Here is a 16972-nt window from a genome sequence, read left to right on the forward strand (position 1 = left end):
TTACCCCCGCGTTTCTCGCGGACCGTACGGCCACTTTCCGCCGTGCCGCCCCTCCCTTACCGCATGATGTGCCCTGCGCTTTCGTCAATGAAACCGAAAATGAACGGTGCGGTATACCCGGGGGCCGTACGGGGCCGGAGACCGGCGCCGGAATGTTGGGGTCGCCCGCCGAGGAGCGGCCGGTAGAGTCCAACGGCGTGCATCTCAAGAGTTTGACCCTGCGAGGTTTCAAGTCCTTCGCCTCCGCCACGACGCTGCGGTTCGAGCCGGGCATCACCTGCGTCGTGGGTCCCAACGGCTCCGGCAAGTCCAATGTCGTGGACGCGCTGTCCTGGGTCATGGGCGAGCAGGGCGCCAAGTCGCTGCGCGGCGGGAAGATGGAGGACGTCATCTTCGCCGGGACGACCGGGCGGCCGCCGCTCGGCCGTGCCGAGGTCTCGCTCACCATCGACAACTCCGACGGTGCACTGCCGATCGAGTACGCCGAAGTCACCATCACCCGGATCATGTTCCGCAATGGCGGCAGCGAGTACCAGATCAACGGTGACACCTGCCGGCTGCTGGACATCCAGGAATTGCTCTCCGATTCCGGAATCGGCCGGGAGATGCATGTCATCGTCGGGCAGGGGCAGCTCGACTCCGTTCTGCACGCCGATCCGATGGGGCGCCGGGCCTTTATCGAGGAGGCGGCCGGCGTCCTCAAGCACCGCAAGCGCAAGGAAAAGGCGCTGCGGAAGCTGGACGCGATGAAGGCCAATCTCGCCCGCGTCCAGGATCTGACCGATGAGCTGCGGCGCCAGCTCAAGCCCCTGGGACGGCAGGCCGCGGTCGCCCGGCGCGCCGCCGTCATCCAGGCGGACCTGCGCGACGCCCGGCTGCGGCTGCTCGCCGACGACCTCGTCACCCTGCGCCGGGCGCTGCGCGCCGAGATCGCGGACGAGGCGGCGCTCAAGGAGCGCAAGCAGGACGCCGAGGACCGGCTGCGCAGTGCCCAGCAGCAGGAGGCGGCGCTGGAGGAGGAGGTGCGTACGCTGACGCCGCGGGTGCAGCGCGCGCAGCAGACCTGGTACGAGCTCTCCCAGCTCGCGGAGCGGGTGCGCGGCACGATCTCGCTGGCCGAGGCGCGGGTGAAGAGCGCCACGGCGGCCCCGCCCGAGGAACGGCACGGGCGCGACCCCGAGGACATGGAGCGCGAGGCCGCCCGGATCCGCGAGCAGGAGGCGGAGTTGACAGCCGCGCTGGAGGCGGCGAGCCGGGCGCTGGAGGACACCGTCGAACACCGTGCCGGGCTGGAGCGGCAACTGGCGGACGAGGAACGGCGGCTGCGGGACGTGGCCCGGGCCATCGCCGACCGCCGCGAGGGCCTGGCCCGGCTGAGCGGACAGGTCACCGCCGCCCGTGGCCGGGCCGCCTCGGCGCAGGCGGAGATCGGCCGGCTGGCCGAGGCCAGGGATGACGCCCGGCGCCGGGCGGCCGTCGCCCAGGAGGAGTACGAGCAGCTCAAGGCCGAGGTCGACGGGCTGGACGCGGACGACGAGGAGATCGCCGAGCGGCACGAGGCGGCCCGCAAGGAGCTGGCGCAGGCGGAGTCGGACCTGTCCGCCGCACGCGAGGCGCTGACCGCGGCCGAGCGTGAGCGGGCCGCGACCGCCGCACGGCATGACGCGCTGGCGCTCGGGCTGCGCCGCAAGGACGGTACCGGCGCGCTGCTGGCTGCCGCGGACCAGCTCACCGGCCTGCTCGGCCCGGCCGCTGAACTGCTGACCGTCACCCCCGGTTTCGAGGTCCCGGTGGCGGCCGCCCTCGGGGTGGCCGCGGACGCGCTCGCCGTCACCGGCCCCGGCACTGCCGCCGAGGCCATCCGGCTGCTGCGCAAACAGGACGCGGGGCGGGCGGCGATGGTGCTGGGGGGAGCCGGGAGCCGGAGCGCTGCGGGGCTGGTTCCTGCGCCCGCGCGGGCTGTGGAGTCGACGGAGTCGGCAGAGTTGGCGGAGTCGGCAGAGGGCATGGGGGCTGCTGCGGTCGGGGGAGTCGCGGATGACGCCGAGGCTGCCGAGGCAGTTCGGGTGTCGGTGCGGAGTGGGGCCCACAGCACCCACGGGGCTCATGAGGGTGATGCGGCTCTTGGGGCTGGTGGAGCCAATGGGATCGCTGGGAGTAATGGGGCTAGTGGTGGCAATGGTGCGACCGATGGGGGCGAGGGAGCGGTAGGTGACTCCCGTCAGGGGGCGGCCGGGGCGTCGGTGGTTCCCGGGCAGGCCGGGCACCGTGTGCCCGGACCTCGTTCCGAGCCCGTGCCGGCGGATGAACTGGTGCGGGGGCCCGCGGAGTTGACGGCCGCCGTGGCCCGGCTGCTGCGGGATGTCGTGGTGGTCGGGACGCTGGAGGAGGCCGAGGAGCTGGTGGCCGCCCGGCCGGAGCTGATGGCCGTGACCGGTGAGGGCGATCTGCTCGGGGCGCATTTCGCGCACGGCGGCTCCGCCGGTGCGCCGAGCCTGCTGGAGGTACAGGCCTCCGTCGACGAGGCGGCGGCCGAGCTGGAGGAGCTGGCGGCGCGCTGCGAGCGGCTGACGGAGGCGCAGCGGTCCGCGGCGGAGCGCCGTACGGAGTGTGCCGCGCTGGTCGAGGAGCTGGCCGAGCGGCGGCGGGCGGCGGACCGGGAGAAGTCGAAGGTCGCCGGGGACCTGGGCCGGCTCGGCGGGCAGGCGCGGGGGGCCGCGGGCGAGGCCGAGCGGTCCGACGCGGCGGCGGCCAAGGCCGAGGAGGCGCTGCTGCGGGCCACCGAGGAGGCCGAGGAGCTGGCCGAGCGCCTTGCGGTGGCCGAGGAGGAGCCGGGCGTCGGCGACGAGGAGCCCGATACGTCCGTACGGGACCGGCTGGCCGCCGACGGTGCCAATGCGCGGCAGACCGAGATGGAGGCCCGGCTCCAGGCGCGTACGCACGAGGAACGGGTGAAGGCGCTGGCGGGGCGGGCGGATGCGCTGGACCGGGGGGCGCGCGCGGAGCGCGAGGCGCGGATGCGGGCCGAGCGGCGGCGTGCCCGGCTGCGGCACGAGGCGGAGGTGGCCGGTGCGGTCGCCGCAGGTGCCCGGCAGCTGCTGGCGCATGTCGAGGTGTCGGCCGTACGGGCCGAGGAGGAACGGAGCGCGGCGGAGCGGGCCAAGACGGAGCGGGAGCAGGCGCTGGTGGCCGAGCGCAACCGGGGCCGGGAGGTGAAGTCCGAGCTGGACAAGCTGACGGACTCGATGCACCGCGGCGAGGTGCTGGGCGCGGAGAAGCGGCTGCGGATCGAGCAGCTGGAGACCAGGGCGCTGGAGGAGCTGGGGGTGGAGCCGGCCGGGCTGATGTCCGAGTACGGCCCCGAACAGCTCGTCCCGCCCTCGCCGGCCGCCGAAGGCGAGGAGCTCCCGGACGATCCGGAGCATCCGCGCAACCAGCCGGTGCCGTATGTACGGGCCGAGCAGGAGAAGCGGCTCAAGGCCGCCGAGCGGGCGTATCAGCAGCTCGGGAAGGTGAATCCGCTGGCGCTGGAGGAGTTCGCTGCGCTGGAGGAGAGGCACCAGTTCCTGAGTGAACAGCTTGAAGACTTGAAGAAGACCCGGGCCGATCTGATGCAGGTGGTCAAGGAGGTCGACGAGCGGGTGGAACAGGTCTTCACGCAGGCCTACCACGACACCGCGCGCGAGTTCGAGGGCGTCTTCGCGCGGCTCTTCCCGGGCGGCGAGGGCCGGCTGGTGCTGACCGATCCGGACGACATGCTGGCGACCGGGGTGGATGTGGAGGCGCGTCCCCCGGGGAAGAAGGTCAAGCGGCTGTCGCTGCTGTCGGGCGGTGAGCGGTCGCTGACCGCGGTGGCGCTGCTGGTGTCGATCTTCAAGGCACGGCCCAGCCCGTTCTATGTGATGGACGAGGTGGAGGCCGCGCTGGACGACACCAATCTCCAGCGGCTGATCCGGATCATGGAGGAGTTGCAGGAGAGCTCCCAGCTGATCGTGATCACACATCAGAAGCGGACGATGGAGGTCGCGGACGCGCTCTACGGCGTATCGATGCAGGGCGACGGCGTATCCAAGGTCATCAGCCAGCGGCTGCACTGAGCGGGGGCGCGGGGCCCCGTCCACGACGGCTTCGCGGGCCGGTACGGACCGGAATCGGCGGCTCTGGGGCCCTCCGCGGCGCCGTCATTGATCGCCCGGAGTGTCCGACGACCCATCAGTTCAGAACTTGAACGAACTGTCTCTCGGGGGGCCGAGAAACAAATTCATTACGCCCTATTGACTTCGAAACTTGAAGGCATAGTCTCTGCAACGTTGCTTTTACCTTCAAGTGGTGGGTGCCCCCAAGCTATGCACCACTAGAAGGGCCAGCCCCCTAACCCGGCAGCGCAGCCGGGCCACTGGAGTTCACGTTGACCAGCACCGCGCAGCCGACGGGTTCGGAAGGCCGCAAGGCCCATCCCGAGCATCTCGGCCATGTCATCTTCATCACCGCGGCTGCCGCGATGGGCGGCTTCCTCTTCGGCTATGACAGCTCCGTCATCAACGGTGCCGTCGAGGCGATCCGCAGCCGCTACGACGTCGGATCCGCACTCCTCGCCCAGGTGATCGCCATTGCGCTGATCGGCTGTGCCATCGGCGCCGCCACCGCGGGCCGCATCGCGGACCGCATAGGCCGCATCCGCGTGATGCAGATCGCCTCGGTGCTGTTCACCGTCAGCGCCGTCGGCTCCGCTCTGCCGTTCGCCCTCTGGGACCTCGCCTTCTGGCGGATCATCGGCGGCTTCGCGATCGGTATGGCCTCGGTCATCGGCCCGGCCTACATCGCCGAGGTCTCGCCGTCCGCCTACCGGGGCCGTCTCGGCTCGTTCCAGCAGGCTGCCATCGTCGTCGGCATCGCCGTCTCCCAGCTCGTCAACTGGGGCATCCTCAACCTCGCCGACGGTGACCAGCGCGGCAAGATCGCCGGCCTGGAGGCCTGGCAGTGGATGCTCGGGGTGATGGTCGTCCCGGCCGTCCTCTACGGTCTGCTCTCCTTCGCGATCCCCGAGTCGCCGCGCTACCTGATCTCCGCCGGCAAGGTCTCCCGTGCCAAGGAGGTGCTGGCCGAGGTCGAGGGCCACAGCGTGAACCTCGACACCCGGGTCACCGAGATCCAGGACGCGATGCGCCGCGAGCACAAGTCGTCGTTCAAGGACCTGCTCGGCAGCAGGATGGGCTTCCTGCCGATCGTCTGGGTCGGTATCGGCCTGTCGGTCTTCCAGCAGCTGGTCGGCATCAACGTCGCGTTCTACTACTCCTCGGCGCTGTGGCAGTCCGTCGGCATCGACCCGAGCGCCTCGTTCTTCTACAGCTTCACGACGTCGATCATCAACATCATCGGCACCGTGATCGCTATGGTCTTCGTCGACAAGATCGGCCGCCGTCCGCTGGCGCTGATCGGCTCGGCCGGTATGGCCATCTCGCTCGCCCTGGAGGCATGGGCCTTCTCCGCCAAGACCGCGGCCGGCACCCTGCCGCCCACCGAAGGCACCGTGGCCCTGATCGCCGCCCACGTCTTCGTGCTCTTCTTCGCCCTCTCCTGGGGCGTCGTGGTCTGGGTCTTCCTCGGCGAGATGTTCCCGAACAAGATCCGTGCCGCCGCGCTGGGCGTCGCCGCCTGTGCGCAGTGGATCGCCAACTGGGCCATCACGGCCAGCTTCCCGAGCCTGTCCGACTGGAACCTCTCGGGTACGTACGTCATCTACGCAGTCTTCGCCCTGCTCTCGATCCCCTTCGTGCTCAAGTTCGTGAAGGAGACCAAGGGCAAGGCGTTGGAGGAGATGGGCTAACCCCCCGCCAGTCCTTCTCCTCAGTACTGGGTACTGCCCCGGGTCATCAGGGACCCCGGGCAGTACCCGTTTTTTGTGCCCGGGGCCGCCGCGCGCCCCGGGCGTCGTCGTTTTTCCCGGCTCGCGGTGCCGCGGCGATCCGGCGATGGCAGGAAAGTACTCCGGCGCGTCATTTCTGACACTGGGGGAGGGCGTCCCGTCCGGCGAGGGTGGAGACATGAGCGAGACGGAGACGACCGCAAAGGCGGCCACGGACCCGGCCGGGGACGCGCCTCGGACGAGGCACGGACGGGGCGCCGAAGGCGTGGGCGGGACCGCGGGCTATGTGTGGAGCACAGTGGACGACGCCCCGGTCAGGGAGCTGTTCCCCGGCATCCGGAGCAGGCCGCTGTGGACCGGCGCCAACGGGGCGAAGGCCCAGGTGCTGGAGATGGCCCCGGGCAGCTGCTGGGAAGGCATCGATGTCCATGCACCGGGGCCCGAGGAGGTCTTCGTGGTCTCGGGCACCTTCCACGACGGCGACCGGGACCACCCGGCCGGATCCTTCCTCCATGCGCCCGCCGGGTCCTGGCACGTACCGCAGTCGGCGGCGGGCTGTGTCCTGTTCGTCTTCTACCCGGAAGGCTGAAACCCGCCCCTGCCATCAGTCCTTGAGGCCCGGCAGCACCCGCTCGGCGAACAGATGCAGCGAGCGCCAGCCCTCGTCGACGGGCATACCCCCGCACAGCGGATGCAGGATCAACGAGCCCTGGCCGCCCGCCTGCCGGGCGAGCGCGAGGCACTCGTCCGGGGTGACGACGCGGTAGACGCCCTCCTCCCGCAGCGCCGCGGCGTCCCGGGCGGACGAGCGCACCGCCGAGCGGATACCGGCGGACTGCCAGGAGGCGTACATCCGGGCCTCGTGCAGCAGATGGCCGCCGTACTCGGCCCAGGCGCGGTCCGGGTCCTCGGAGACATGGAGGAGCGAGGTCCGCTCGGGCGGCTGAAGCACCCAGCCCTCGGTGCCGAAGTCGGCGCGCTGCTGGTGGTAGTAGGCCTCCAGTGCGGGGAGGTGCGCGCTGGGGAAGAGGGGGAGCCCCAGCCGGGCCGCGCGCCGGGCCGCGGCCCGTGAGCTGCCGCCGATCAGCAGCAGCGGGTGCGGCCGGGTGTACGGGCGGGGGGTGACCTGGACCGTACGCCCCTGGTAGGTGAACGGTTCGCCGGTCCAGGCGGACAGCAGGGTCTCCAGTACCTCGTCCTGGAGCGCGCCACGGCCCGTCCAGTCCTTGCCGTGCGCCGCGTACTCCTCGGGGCGGTAGCCGAGGCCGGCGACGGTGACCAGCCGGCCGCCGCTCAGGAGGTCGAGCGAGGCGAGGTCCTCGGCCAGCCGCAGCGGGTCGTGCAGCGGGGTGATCAGCGCGGAGAGGGTGACGCCGATGCGGCGGGTGGCGCCGAAGACGGCGCCCGCGAAGGTCAGCGGGGAGGGCATCCAGCCGTTGGTGGTGGCGTGGTGCTCCTCGGTCTGGACCATGGTGAACCCGCGGTCGTCGGCGAACGCGGCCATCTCGACGGCGGCCCGGTAGCGCGCGGACAGCGTGGCGGGGGCGGGCGCGGGGTCGACGAGGTTGATCCGCAGGACCGTGACCGGCAGGGAGGGCAGGGAAGGCTGGGCAGACATGGCAAACATCCCCTTCGCCAAGGCGGTTGGCGAAGGGGACGCTAGCTGACGTTGCGTCAGATCACTAGAGGGGGGATCCGGTCCGCGGGGCGGCGCCGGGTCAGCCCACCTCGGCCGGCTCCCGGGCCTCGGACGCGCCCTCGGCTCCGGCCGCCGGGACGGACTCCCGGGGCGCCGGCAGCACGGCGAAGACCAACGCGGCGATCGCGATCGTGGCCGCCCAGCCCAGACCGTTCTCGCCGATCCAGGTGGTGGACAGCGGACCGGCGAACCACTGGACCTTGGTGAAGCACAGGCCCGCGGCCAGCGCGAGGGCCCAGGCCGTCATGGCCTGCCAGCAGAAACCGCCGGTGTACCAGTAGCGGCTGGTGCGGCCGGTGTTCATCAGGCTGTCGGCGTCATAGCGCACCGCCAGCTTGCGCCGCCGGGCCATGTCGATGCCGTAGACCCCGATCCAGGCGGAGAAGGAGACCGCGAGCAGCGTCAGGAAGGCGATGAACTGGCCGATGAAGTCCTTGGCCACCAGCATCATGAACAGGCCGCCGACCAGGCTGATGACGGCGTTGATGCTGACCGCGAGGGCACGCGGCAGCTTGACGCCCATGGTCTGGGCGGTGAAGCCGGCGGAGTACATCGACAGGCTGTTGATCAGCACCATGCCGACCAGCGCGGTGATCAGGTACGGCACCGCGAGCCAGGACGGCAGGATGGTGCCGAGGAACGACATCGGGTCGGTGTTCTGGCCGGCCAGCTTCGGGTTCGAGACGGCCATCACGCCGCCCATCAGCACCATCGGCAGCAGCACCAGGGCCGCGCCGGAGACGGTGGTGCCGACGATCTTCTTCCCGGACGCGGAGTGCGGGAGGTAGCGCGCGAAGTCGGGCCCGGTGGGCACCCAGCTGATACCGCCGGCCGCGATGGTGCCGATGCCCGCGATCACCATGGCGGTGGTGCCGGCCTTCTTGGCGAAGATGGCGTCCCAGTCCATCGTGGCGACCAGGTAGACCAGCACCATGATGCTGAACAGGCCGAACAGATACGTCGAGTACTTGTTGCAGACGTTCAGCGCCTTGCGGCCCAGACCGCTCACCAGGTAGGTGACGGCCACGAAGGCGAGCAGGGTGACGACGACGAGGACGTTGTTGCTCTCGATGCCCAGCAGCAGATGCAGCACGGTCAGTACCGCGTAGGCGCCGGTGACCGCGTTGATCGTTTCCCAGCCGAAGCGGGCGACCCACAAGATCGCGCCGGGGAAGTAGTTTCCGCGGACGCCGAAGGTGGCCCGGGAGAGCATCGCGCCGGGCGCGCCGCCCCACTTGCCGGAGACCGACAGCACGCCCACCATGCCGAAGGCGACGGACGCGGCGATCGCGGCCACCAGCAGGACCTGCCAGAAGTTCAGCCCGTTGCTGACCACGAGCGAGGCGCCCATGGTGAGCAACAACACGCTGATGTTGGCGGCGACCCAGGTCGGGAAGAGCTCGCGGACGCGGCCCTGGCGCTCGTTGTCGGGAACGGGCTCGATGCCGCGGATCTCGACGGCGCCCTCGGGTGCGGGAGCGGAAGTGGAGGACGTGGTGCCCATTGGTGCAGGTATCTCCGTGCGGGGATCTGGACGCACCCCCACGGGGGAGGAGGTGCAGGCAGCGGCTGTGATGCCCGGCCAGAATTGATTGCCAGGACTCTACGCGCGTTGCGCGGCCGTCGACCATCGTACTTTGATCCAACTTGCGCCGGTACGCACTGTTGGACCCCACGACGAGAACGAGTGTCGCCCAGCCTCGTCGAAGGGTCCAGTCGGAGGGTCCTGATCAGGCCGTGGGCGGTACGGGCTGCCGCTGTCCGACCCGGTGGTCGGCCCGCCGCAACAGCTCCTGCGGGTCGTCGACCGGCGGGGAGATCCACGTCTCGTTGATGGCCCGCTTGAGCTCCTTGGCGAACCCCTCCGGCCCCTCCCGCAGGGTCCGGTTCCAGCCAATCGTCGACACCGCACCGGCCGCGCCGAGATCGAGACAGGTGCGGTACGGCCCGGACGCGAAGTCCACCGGCGGCAGGCCGAGCAGATCGGCCGCGGCGTTGTGGCCGGCCACCTTGCCGAGCGGTGTGGCGTGCTGGCAGCTCTGGAGAACGGTGTGGCCGCCCTCGGCAGCGGCCGCCGCGGTGTCCCCGGCCGCGTAGACGCCCTCGACACCGCGCACCCGCAGGGCGCCGTCCACCGCGAGCCGTCCCAGCCCGTCCCGGGGAGCGGGGATCTGCGCGGTCAGGGCGCTCGCCCGCATCCCGGCGGTCCACACGGCGGTACGGGCCGCGAGGGTGCTGCCGTCCGCGAGGTGCACCGCGCGCTCGTCCAGGCGGGTGACCGTGGTGCCCAGGCGCCGCTCCACGCCCAGCTCGTCCAGCGCTCGGGTGATCACAGGCCGGGCCTCCGTGCCCAGCCCCGCGCCGACCACCTCCGCGCGCTCGACCAGCACCACCCGCACCTCGTCCGCCACCCCGCACGGAGCGGCCAGTGCGCGCAGCCGGCCGACCAGCTCGGTGGCGATCTCCAGCCCGGTGAAACCGGCACCGACGACCACCGCGGTCCAGCGGCCCGGCCCGTCCGGCGCCTCGGGCAGCGCCCGCAGATGGTCCGCCAGCCGCACCGCGGCCGGCAGGGTGTCGATGTCGTGCAGCAGCGCGGCGCCGGGCAGTTCCGGCCGCACCACCGCGCTCCCGGTCGCCAGCACGAGGCGCCGGTAGGCCACTGCGCTACGGGTGCCGTCGGGCGCGGTGGCGGTGACCTCGCGCCGGACGGTGTCCACGGCGGTCGCGGTGGCGGCGATCCGCCGCACCCCGACGGGGCCCAGTACCCGGTCGAGCGGCACCCGCAGCCGGGCCGGATCGGGCTCGTAGAGGCGCGGGCGGAGGGCCAGATCGGGGTGCGGGGTGAGCAGCGCGACGGAGCGGCCGGCGGGCCCGGTCTCCGTTGCGCGCAGCAGCCGTGTGGCCGCCGCGGCGGCCCACAGGCCGGCGAAGCCGCCTCCCAAAACCAGGACATCAAACATCCGGATTCTCCTCCCGGTGCACCGCGGGCCGTTCCCGGGCGATGGAATCCGGATACTACCCATCCAGATTTGATTCAGGACACCACTCATCCAGGTTCGGCGCGTGCAGTCCCCACGGACGGGCCGTGGCTGATACTGGAGGGGTTATGGAAACCGTCATCCTTGCCGTAGTCATCGCCGTGGTCGTGCTCGGCGCGATCAGCGGGCTCGTCGTCAGCGGCCGCAAGAAGAAGCAGCTGCCGCCGTCCCCGCCGGCTGCCCCGAAGCCCTCCGTTACCGCGCCCCCCGCCGAACCGCAGGTCGGCGAGGAGGCCGAGACCCCCCGCGACGAAGAGCGTCGCACCATCGAAGAAGTCACGCTGCCCACCGCCGAGGCCCCCGTGGCCGAAGCACCGGCCGCCGAGCCCGAGGCGCCCGCCGCGCCCGAGATCGAGGTCCCCGAGCCCACCGCGGGACGGCTGGTCCGGCTGCGCGCCCGGCTCTCCCGCTCCCAGAACACCCTGGGCAAGGGCCTGCTGACCCTGCTGTCCCGCGAACACCTCGACGAGGAGACCTGGGAGGAGATCGAGGACACCCTGCTGACCGCCGACGTCGGCGTCGCCCCCACCCAGGAGCTGGTCGAGCGGCTGCGTGAGCGGGTCAAGGTCCTCGGCACCCGCACCCCCGAGGGCCTGCGCGGCCTGCTGCGCGAGGAGCTCCTCGCCCTCATCGGCACGGAAGCCGACCGCACCGTGCACACCGCCAACGGCATCGGCAACGGCGGCGACGAGATCCCCGGCGTCGTCATGGTCGTCGGCGTCAACGGCACCGGCAAGACCACCACCACCGGCAAGCTCGCCCGTGTCCTGGTCGCCGACGGCAAGTCCGTGGTCCTCGGCGCCGCCGACACCTTCCGCGCCGCGGCCGCCGACCAGCTCCAGACGTGGGGCGAGCGGGTCGGTGCCCGTACGGTCCGCGGACCCGAGGGCGGCGACCCCGCCTCGATCGCCTTCGACGCGGTCAAGGAAGGCATCGCCGAGACCGCCGATGTCGTGCTCATCGACACCGCGGGCCGGCTGCACACCAAGACCGGCCTGATGGACGAGCTCGGCAAGGTCAAGCGGGTCGTCGAGAAGCACGGCCCGGTCGGCGAGGTGCTGCTCGTCCTGGACGCCACCACCGGCCAGAACGGCCTGGTCCAGGCCCGGGTGTTCGCCGAGGTCGTGGACATCACCGGAGTCGTGCTCACCAAGCTCGACGGCACCGCCAAGGGCGGCATCATCGTCGCCGTCCAGCGTGAACTCGGCGTCCCCGTCAAGCTCGTCGGCCTGGGCGAGGGCGCGGACGACCTGGCGCCGTTCGAGCCGGAGGCCTTCGTCGACGCCCTGATCGACTGACGCCGCGGCCAGGGCACCACGCCCGGACTGTCATCGGCCCCCGGACCCGCACCTGGCGGGTGGCGGGGGCCGACGTCTTGTCCCCGGGAGCGGGGCCGCCGAGGGGCGGCACGAGGTCGCGGCCCGTGCGCCGTACGGCCGGGAGCGGGAAACAGGGGGAAAGGCGACGCCCGGACTCAGACCGCCGAGCGGTTGCACACATACGCCAGGGTGCCCACCACCAGCCGCGCCTGCGGCGGATGGGCCGCGGTGTCCAGCGTCGGCGGGCGCAGCCAGCGCACCGGGCCCTGGCCGCCGAGGTCGGAGGGGGGCGCGGTGATGTGGTCGCCGGGGCCCAGGGAGCGCAGGTCGAGCGTGGCGTCGTCCCAGCCCATCCGGTAGAGCAGATCGGGGAGTTCCTTGGCCGCACCGGGGGCGACGAAGAACAGGGCGCGGCCCGTCGGGGTCACCGCGGCCGGGCCGAGCGGCAGGCCCATCCGCTCCAGCCGCGTCAGCGCGTTGCGGCCCGCGGCCTCCGGCACGTCGAGGATGTCGAACGACCGGCCCACCGGGAGGAGCAGCGCGGCGCCCGGCGTCTCGGCCCATGCCGCGGCGGCCGTCTCCCAGGTGGTCCCGGCCGCCAGCTCCCCGGCGAAGGCCAGTGGATGGGCGCCGGGGGCGGGGCAGTCGGCGGCGCCGCACGAGCAGTCCGTACGCCCGCTGCCCGCGCGCACCGCGCGTGCGCCGGGGACGACAGCCCAGCCCCACAGCCCGGTGTACTCCGCCACCGCCGTGATTTCGGACGAGCGGGCGCGGCGCCGGGAGCCGGAACGCATCTCGCGAATGCCGCCGATCGTGAAGCCCATGCCCCCTCCAACGGGTGGTGCGTGCCTGTGGTTACGAGTCGGTGGGTTGACGACGTGGCGCCCTTCACGCTCCGTCGCCGGCCCGCGTGGCCGGTGGTGTGACGTGGTGTGCCGGGTGGTGCGCTGTGCCGTGCGAGCCCGTGCGCGCTTCGCTCCGCCCGGCCTCGTTCGACCTGTGTCAAGTCAATCGCGGGAGCCTGGCGGGGAGTTCATACGAAGGGGTGGCGAATGGTGGCGTTTCCGCAATCGGCCTCGCGTGAGGCGTGATCGTAGGATTACTTTCGGTGCACGAACCCCGAAGAGGCATCATTCGCACGGGTATGCCGGTGGCAACGCACCGGTGGAGCACAGGCCAAAAGGTGTGGCCGGAATCCGTGGTCGGGTAGATGTACCCCGGACAGGCGTCGCAACGTGCGGCAGGCTGTGGACGGTTCGCGGCACGCACCAGTCAGCCAGGCAGACAGCAGGGCAGCTATCGGGATGGGGGCTTCCAGTGGGCGGCAACGGCGGCAGTGGCGGCACCGACGCCGCCAAACAACCCAACGCACAGCTGGGTTCGTGGTTCATGCGCAGCGGCTGGTCCAAGGGGGAGCTGGCGCGCCAGGTCAACCGCCGGGCCCGTCAGATGGGCGCCCACCACATCAGCACGGACACCTCCCGGGTGCGCCGCTGGCTCGACGGCGAGCAGCCGCGCGAGCCCATTCCGCGGATCCTGTCCGAGCTGTTCTCCGAGCGCTTCGGCTGCGTGGTCGGCATCGAGGAGCTGGGCCTGCGCTCCGCCCACCAGTCCCCGTCCGTCTCCGGTGTGGACCTGCCCTGGGCCGGGTCCCAAACGGTCACCCTCATCAGCGAGTTCTCGCGCAGTGACCTGATGCTGGCGCGCCGCGGCTTCCTCGGCACCTCCCTCGCGCTCGCCGCCGGACCCAGCCTCATCGAGCCGATGCAGCGCTGGCTGGTCCCGGTGCCCGCGGGGCAGGGCGACGGAGGTGCCGAGGAGCCGGACCGTGTCCGTCGGCCCGCGCGGCTGTCCAAGCCGGAGCTGGATCTGCTGGAGTCGACGACCGCGATGTTCCGCCAGTGGGACGCGCAGTGCGGCGGCGGGCTGCGGCGCAAGGCGGTGGTCGGCCAGCTTCACGAGGTCACCGACCTCCTCCAGGAACCGCAGCCGGCGGCGGTGGCCAAGCGGCTGTTCAAGGTCGCCGCCGAGCTCGCCGAACTGGCCGGCTGGATGAGTTACGACATCGGGCTCCAGCCCACCGCGCAGAAGTACTTCGTGCTGGCGCTGCATGCCTCCAAGGAGGCCGGCGACCGGCCCCTGGGCTCGTACATCCTCTCCGGCATGAGCCGCCAGATGATCCACCTCGGGCGGCCCGACGATGCGCTGGAGCTGATCCATCTGGCCCAGTACGGCAGCCGCGAGACGGCCACGCCGCGCACCCAGGCCATGTTGTATGCGATGGAGGCCCGCGCCTATGCCGGCATGGGCCAGCCCAGCAAGGTCAAGCGGGCCGTGCGGATGGCCGAGGACACCTTCTCCGACGTGCTGCCCGGCGAGCCCGAACCGGACTGGATCCGCTTCTTCTCCGAGGCCGAGCTGAACGCCGAGAACGCCCACTCCTACCGGGACCTGGCCTATGTCGCCGGTCGCAGCCCCACCTACGCCTCGCTCGCCGAGCCCGTCATGGAGCGCGCCGTGGAGCTGTTCGGCCAGGACCCCGAGCACCAGCGTTCGTATGCGCTCAACCTCATCGGGATGGCCACCGTCCATCTGCTCCAGAAGGAGCCGGAGGCCTGCGCGGCGATGGCGCAGCAGGCGATCCCGTTCGCCCGGCAGGTCCGCTCGGAGCGGGTCAACACCCGGCTGCGCAAGACCGTGGACACCGCGGCGCGGGAATTCGGCGATGTTGCCGAGGTGATCCGGCTCAGCGACGAGCTCACCCGCCAGTTGCCCGAATCAGCGGCGGCCGTCTGACGGCGCGCCCTGCGAACTCCGGCCGCGGCCGCCGCCCCGTACAGCCCGACTCGGCTCCCCCATGCCAGGTCACGCGGGCGGCAGCCGCGGCCGGGCCCCCTTTTGCGCCTAAACCGGCGCCGCTTTCGCGGAGGTGGCTGGGCGCCGTGGGGGTTGCTCAATTGGGGGTTTCGGTGGGTTGAACGGGTGATGCCGGGCTGATCTGGGAGTTCACCGGGGCGTAACACGGGGGGCGCCTTCGTCACGGTGGTGAAACACCCGCAAGGTTTGGCCGAAACCGTGCTGCGACAACCTCAACGCGAAGTCGGCCCACCAGAAACACGCCCGCACGGGCCGCATCGACGACGAGGAGACGCCGATGCCCCCAGGCATCCTGACGCTTGCAGCAGACAAGGTGACGCTCAGCCCGGCGAACACCGGGTTCATGCTGATCTGCTCCGCCCTGGTGATGATCATGACCCCCGGGCTCGCCTTCTTCTACGGAGGCATGGTCCGGGTCAAGAGCGTGCTCAACATGCTGATGATGAGCTTCATCAGCCTGGGCATCGTCACGATCCTGTGGGTCCTGTACGGCTTCGGGCTCGCGTTCGGCACCGACAAGGGCGGCTTCATCGGCTGGAGCGGCAACTTCGCCGGCCTCAGCGGCATCGGTCTGACCGAGCTGTGGGGCACCAGCACCATTCCGGTCTATGTGTTCGCGATCTTCCAGCTGATGTTCGCGGTCATCACCCCCGCGCTGATCAGCGGTGCGCTCGCCGACCGGGTGAAATTCACCGCCTGGGCGCTGTTCATCACCCTGTGGGTCACCGTCGTCTACTTCCCCGTCGCCCACTGGGTGTGGGGCGAGGGCGGCTGGCTCTTCGAGCTGAAGGTCATCGACTTCGCCGGCGGCACCGCCGTGCACATCAACGCAGGTGCCGCGGCGCTCGGCGTGATCCTCGTCGTCGGCAAGCGCATCGGCTTCAAGAAGGACCCGATGCGGCCGCACAGCCTGCCCCTGGTGATGCTCGGCGCCGGCCTGCTGTGGTTCGGCTGGTTCGGCTTCAACGCCGGCTCCTGGCTCGGAAACGACGACGGCATCGGCGCCGTCGCCTTCGTCAACACGCAGGTCGCCACCGCCGCCGCGATGCTCGGCTGGCTGGCGTACGAAAAGCTCCGGCACGGCTCGTTCACCACGCTCGGCGCGGCCTCCGGCGCGGTCGCCGGACTCGTCGCCATCACCCCGGCCTGCGGCGCGGTCAGCCCGCTGGGCGCCATCGCGGTCGGTGTGATCGCCGGTGTGCTGTGCGCCATGGCGGTCAATCTCAAGTACAAGTTCGGCTACGACGACTCCCTCGACGTCATCGGCGTCCACCTCGTCGGCGGTGTCGTCGGATCGCTGCTGGTCGGTCTGTTCGCCACCGGCGGGGTACAGAGCAAGGCCAAGGGCCTGTTCTACGGCGGCGGCTTCGATCAGCTCGGCCGGCAGGCCGTCGGTGTGGTCTGTGTACTGCTGTACTCCCTGGTCGTCTCGTATGTCCTTGCCAAGGTCATCGACCTGGTGATGGGCTTCCGGGTCGGCGAGGACGAGGAGGTCGCCGGCATCGACCAGGCCGCGCACGCGGAGACCGCGTACGACTTCACCGGCGCGGGCGGTGGCACGGTCGGCCGAAAGGGACCGGCACTCGGCGAGGCCCTGACAAAGAAGGTGGACGCGTGAAGCTCATCACGGCAGTAATCAAGCCGCACCGGCTGGACGAGGTGAAGGACGCCCTCCAGGCATTCGGTGTGCACGGTCTGACGCTCACCGAGGCCAGCGGATACGGCAGGCAGCGCGGGCACACGGAGGTGTACCGCGGCGCCGAGTACACCGTCGACCTCGTGCCGAAGATCCGTATCGAGGTGCTGGTCGAGGACGCCGACGCCGAGCAGCTGATGGATGTGGTCGTCAAGGCGGCCCGCACCGGCAAGATCGGCGACGGGAAGGTGTGGAGCATCCCCGTCGACGACGCGGTACGGGTGCGGACCGGGGAGCGGGGACCGGACGCACTGTGACGGCACCCCGGCCACAGCGCGGCTCCGGCCCCGGAGCGGCGCTGCGGCCGGGGCCGGAGCGGACGCCCGAGCGGCGGATGGCCGCCCGCCCCGCGGCGACCCACACTGAAGGGACGGGGGACGGCGGGGCCATACGGGACGGCGGTACGGGCAGACGGTGACGGCGGGGGACAACACGACCGAGGAGCGCGCGAGTTGACCGACAACGTCGAGGAAA

Annotated in this window: 11 protein-coding genes; 7 read left to right on the plus strand and 4 right to left on the minus strand. The window is 71.3% G+C overall.

Features of this window, described 5'->3' with window-relative positions:
- Window positions 1-197 precede the first annotated feature (197 nt).
- From M8I34_RS06290 to M8I34_RS06300, 3 genes are all read left to right on the plus strand, one after another.
- A complete protein-coding gene (locus tag M8I34_RS06290) occupies window positions 198-4097 on the plus strand; it encodes an AAA family ATPase (protein WP_250048270.1) in 3900 nt (1299 codons plus the stop codon).
- Between the two features lie 311 nt (window positions 4098-4408).
- Window positions 4409-5827 (plus strand): sugar porter family MFS transporter, encoded by a 1419-nt coding sequence (locus M8I34_RS06295; RefSeq protein ID WP_244418519.1) that lies wholly within the window; start codon window positions 4409-4411, stop codon window positions 5825-5827.
- Between the two features lie 304 nt (window positions 5828-6131).
- Window positions 6132-6455 carry a cupin domain-containing protein gene (locus tag M8I34_RS06300; RefSeq protein ID WP_250048300.1) on the plus strand — a complete coding sequence of 108 codons (324 nt, stop codon included), beginning with the start codon at window positions 6132-6134 and terminating at the stop codon, window positions 6453-6455.
- A 15-nt stretch (window positions 6456-6470) separates the two neighbouring features.
- Here M8I34_RS06300 and M8I34_RS06305 read toward each other — a convergent pair whose 3' ends face one another.
- The 3 genes from M8I34_RS06305 to M8I34_RS06315 all read right to left on the minus strand — a co-directional run bounded on the left by M8I34_RS06305 (window position 6471) and on the right by M8I34_RS06315 (window position 10528).
- Window positions 6471-7484, minus strand: a complete 1014-nt coding sequence (locus tag M8I34_RS06305) for an LLM class flavin-dependent oxidoreductase (RefSeq protein WP_250048271.1) — start codon at window positions 7482-7484, stop codon at window positions 6471-6473.
- A gap of 100 nt (window positions 7485-7584) precedes the next feature.
- Window positions 7585-9069, minus strand: a complete 1485-nt coding sequence (locus M8I34_RS06310; RefSeq protein WP_250048272.1) for a cytosine permease — start codon at window positions 9067-9069, stop codon at window positions 7585-7587.
- A 226-nt stretch (window positions 9070-9295) separates the two neighbouring features.
- The gene (locus M8I34_RS06315; RefSeq protein WP_250048273.1) at window positions 9296-10528 is read right to left on the minus strand and encodes an NAD(P)/FAD-dependent oxidoreductase; all 1233 of its coding nucleotides are present in this window, start codon (window positions 10526-10528) and stop codon (window positions 9296-9298) included.
- A gap of 146 nt (window positions 10529-10674) precedes the next feature.
- On the opposite strand from M8I34_RS06315, the gene ftsY reads away from it, so the two are divergent.
- On the plus strand, window positions 10675-11904 hold the full coding sequence (ftsY, locus tag M8I34_RS06320; protein WP_250048274.1) for a signal recognition particle-docking protein FtsY: 1230 nt from the start codon (window positions 10675-10677) through the stop codon (window positions 11902-11904).
- A 176-nt stretch (window positions 11905-12080) separates the two neighbouring features.
- On the opposite strand, the gene M8I34_RS06325 is transcribed toward ftsY, so the two are convergent.
- On the minus strand, window positions 12081-12749 hold the full coding sequence (locus M8I34_RS06325) for a bifunctional DNA primase/polymerase (RefSeq protein ID WP_250048275.1): 669 nt from the start codon (window positions 12747-12749) through the stop codon (window positions 12081-12083).
- A gap of 493 nt (window positions 12750-13242) precedes the next feature.
- On the opposite strand from M8I34_RS06325, the gene M8I34_RS06330 reads away from it, so the two are divergent.
- The 3 genes from M8I34_RS06330 to M8I34_RS06340 all read left to right on the plus strand — a co-directional run bounded on the left by M8I34_RS06330 (window position 13243) and on the right by M8I34_RS06340 (window position 16755).
- Window positions 13243-14721 (plus strand): hypothetical protein, encoded by a 1479-nt coding sequence (locus tag M8I34_RS06330; RefSeq protein WP_250048276.1) that lies wholly within the window; start codon window positions 13243-13245, stop codon window positions 14719-14721.
- Window positions 14722-15079: 358 nt separating this feature from the next.
- On the plus strand, window positions 15080-16420 hold the full coding sequence (locus M8I34_RS06335) for an ammonium transporter (protein ID WP_250048277.1): 1341 nt from the start codon (window positions 15080-15082) through the stop codon (window positions 16418-16420).
- Window positions 16417-16755 (plus strand): P-II family nitrogen regulator, encoded by a 339-nt coding sequence (locus M8I34_RS06340; protein WP_030084644.1) that lies wholly within the window; start codon window positions 16417-16419, stop codon window positions 16753-16755. The genes M8I34_RS06335 and M8I34_RS06340 overlap by 4 nt, the downstream gene beginning before the upstream one ends.
- Window positions 16756-16972 lie beyond the last annotated feature (217 nt).

The sequence above is a fragment of the Streptomyces sp. MCA2 genome (genome assembly GCF_023544705.1).
Taxonomy (GTDB): Bacteria; Actinomycetota; Actinomycetes; order Streptomycetales; family Streptomycetaceae; genus Streptomyces; species Streptomyces decoyicus.

What these genes read in the sequence shown, in the direction of transcription:
- M8I34_RS06305 (WP_250048271.1), bottom strand. Translation starts at nt 7,484, where the DNA reads ATGTCTGCCCAGCCTTCCCTGCCCTCCCTGCCGGTCACGGTCCTGCGG.
- M8I34_RS06310 (WP_250048272.1), bottom strand. Translation starts at nt 9,069, where the DNA reads ATGGGCACCACGTCCTCCACTTCCGCTCCCGCACCCGAGGGCGCCGTC.
- M8I34_RS06315 (WP_250048273.1), bottom strand. Translation starts at nt 10,528, where the DNA reads ATGTTTGATGTCCTGGTTTTGGGAGGCGGCTTCGCCGGCCTGTGGGCC.
- ftsY (WP_250048274.1), top strand. Translation starts at nt 10,675, where the DNA reads ATGGAAACCGTCATCCTTGCCGTAGTCATCGCCGTGGTCGTGCTCGGC.
- M8I34_RS06325 (WP_250048275.1), bottom strand. Translation starts at nt 12,749, where the DNA reads ATGGGCTTCACGATCGGCGGCATTCGCGAGATGCGTTCCGGCTCCCGG.
- M8I34_RS06335 (WP_250048277.1), top strand. Translation starts at nt 15,080, where the DNA reads ATGCCCCCAGGCATCCTGACGCTTGCAGCAGACAAGGTGACGCTCAGC.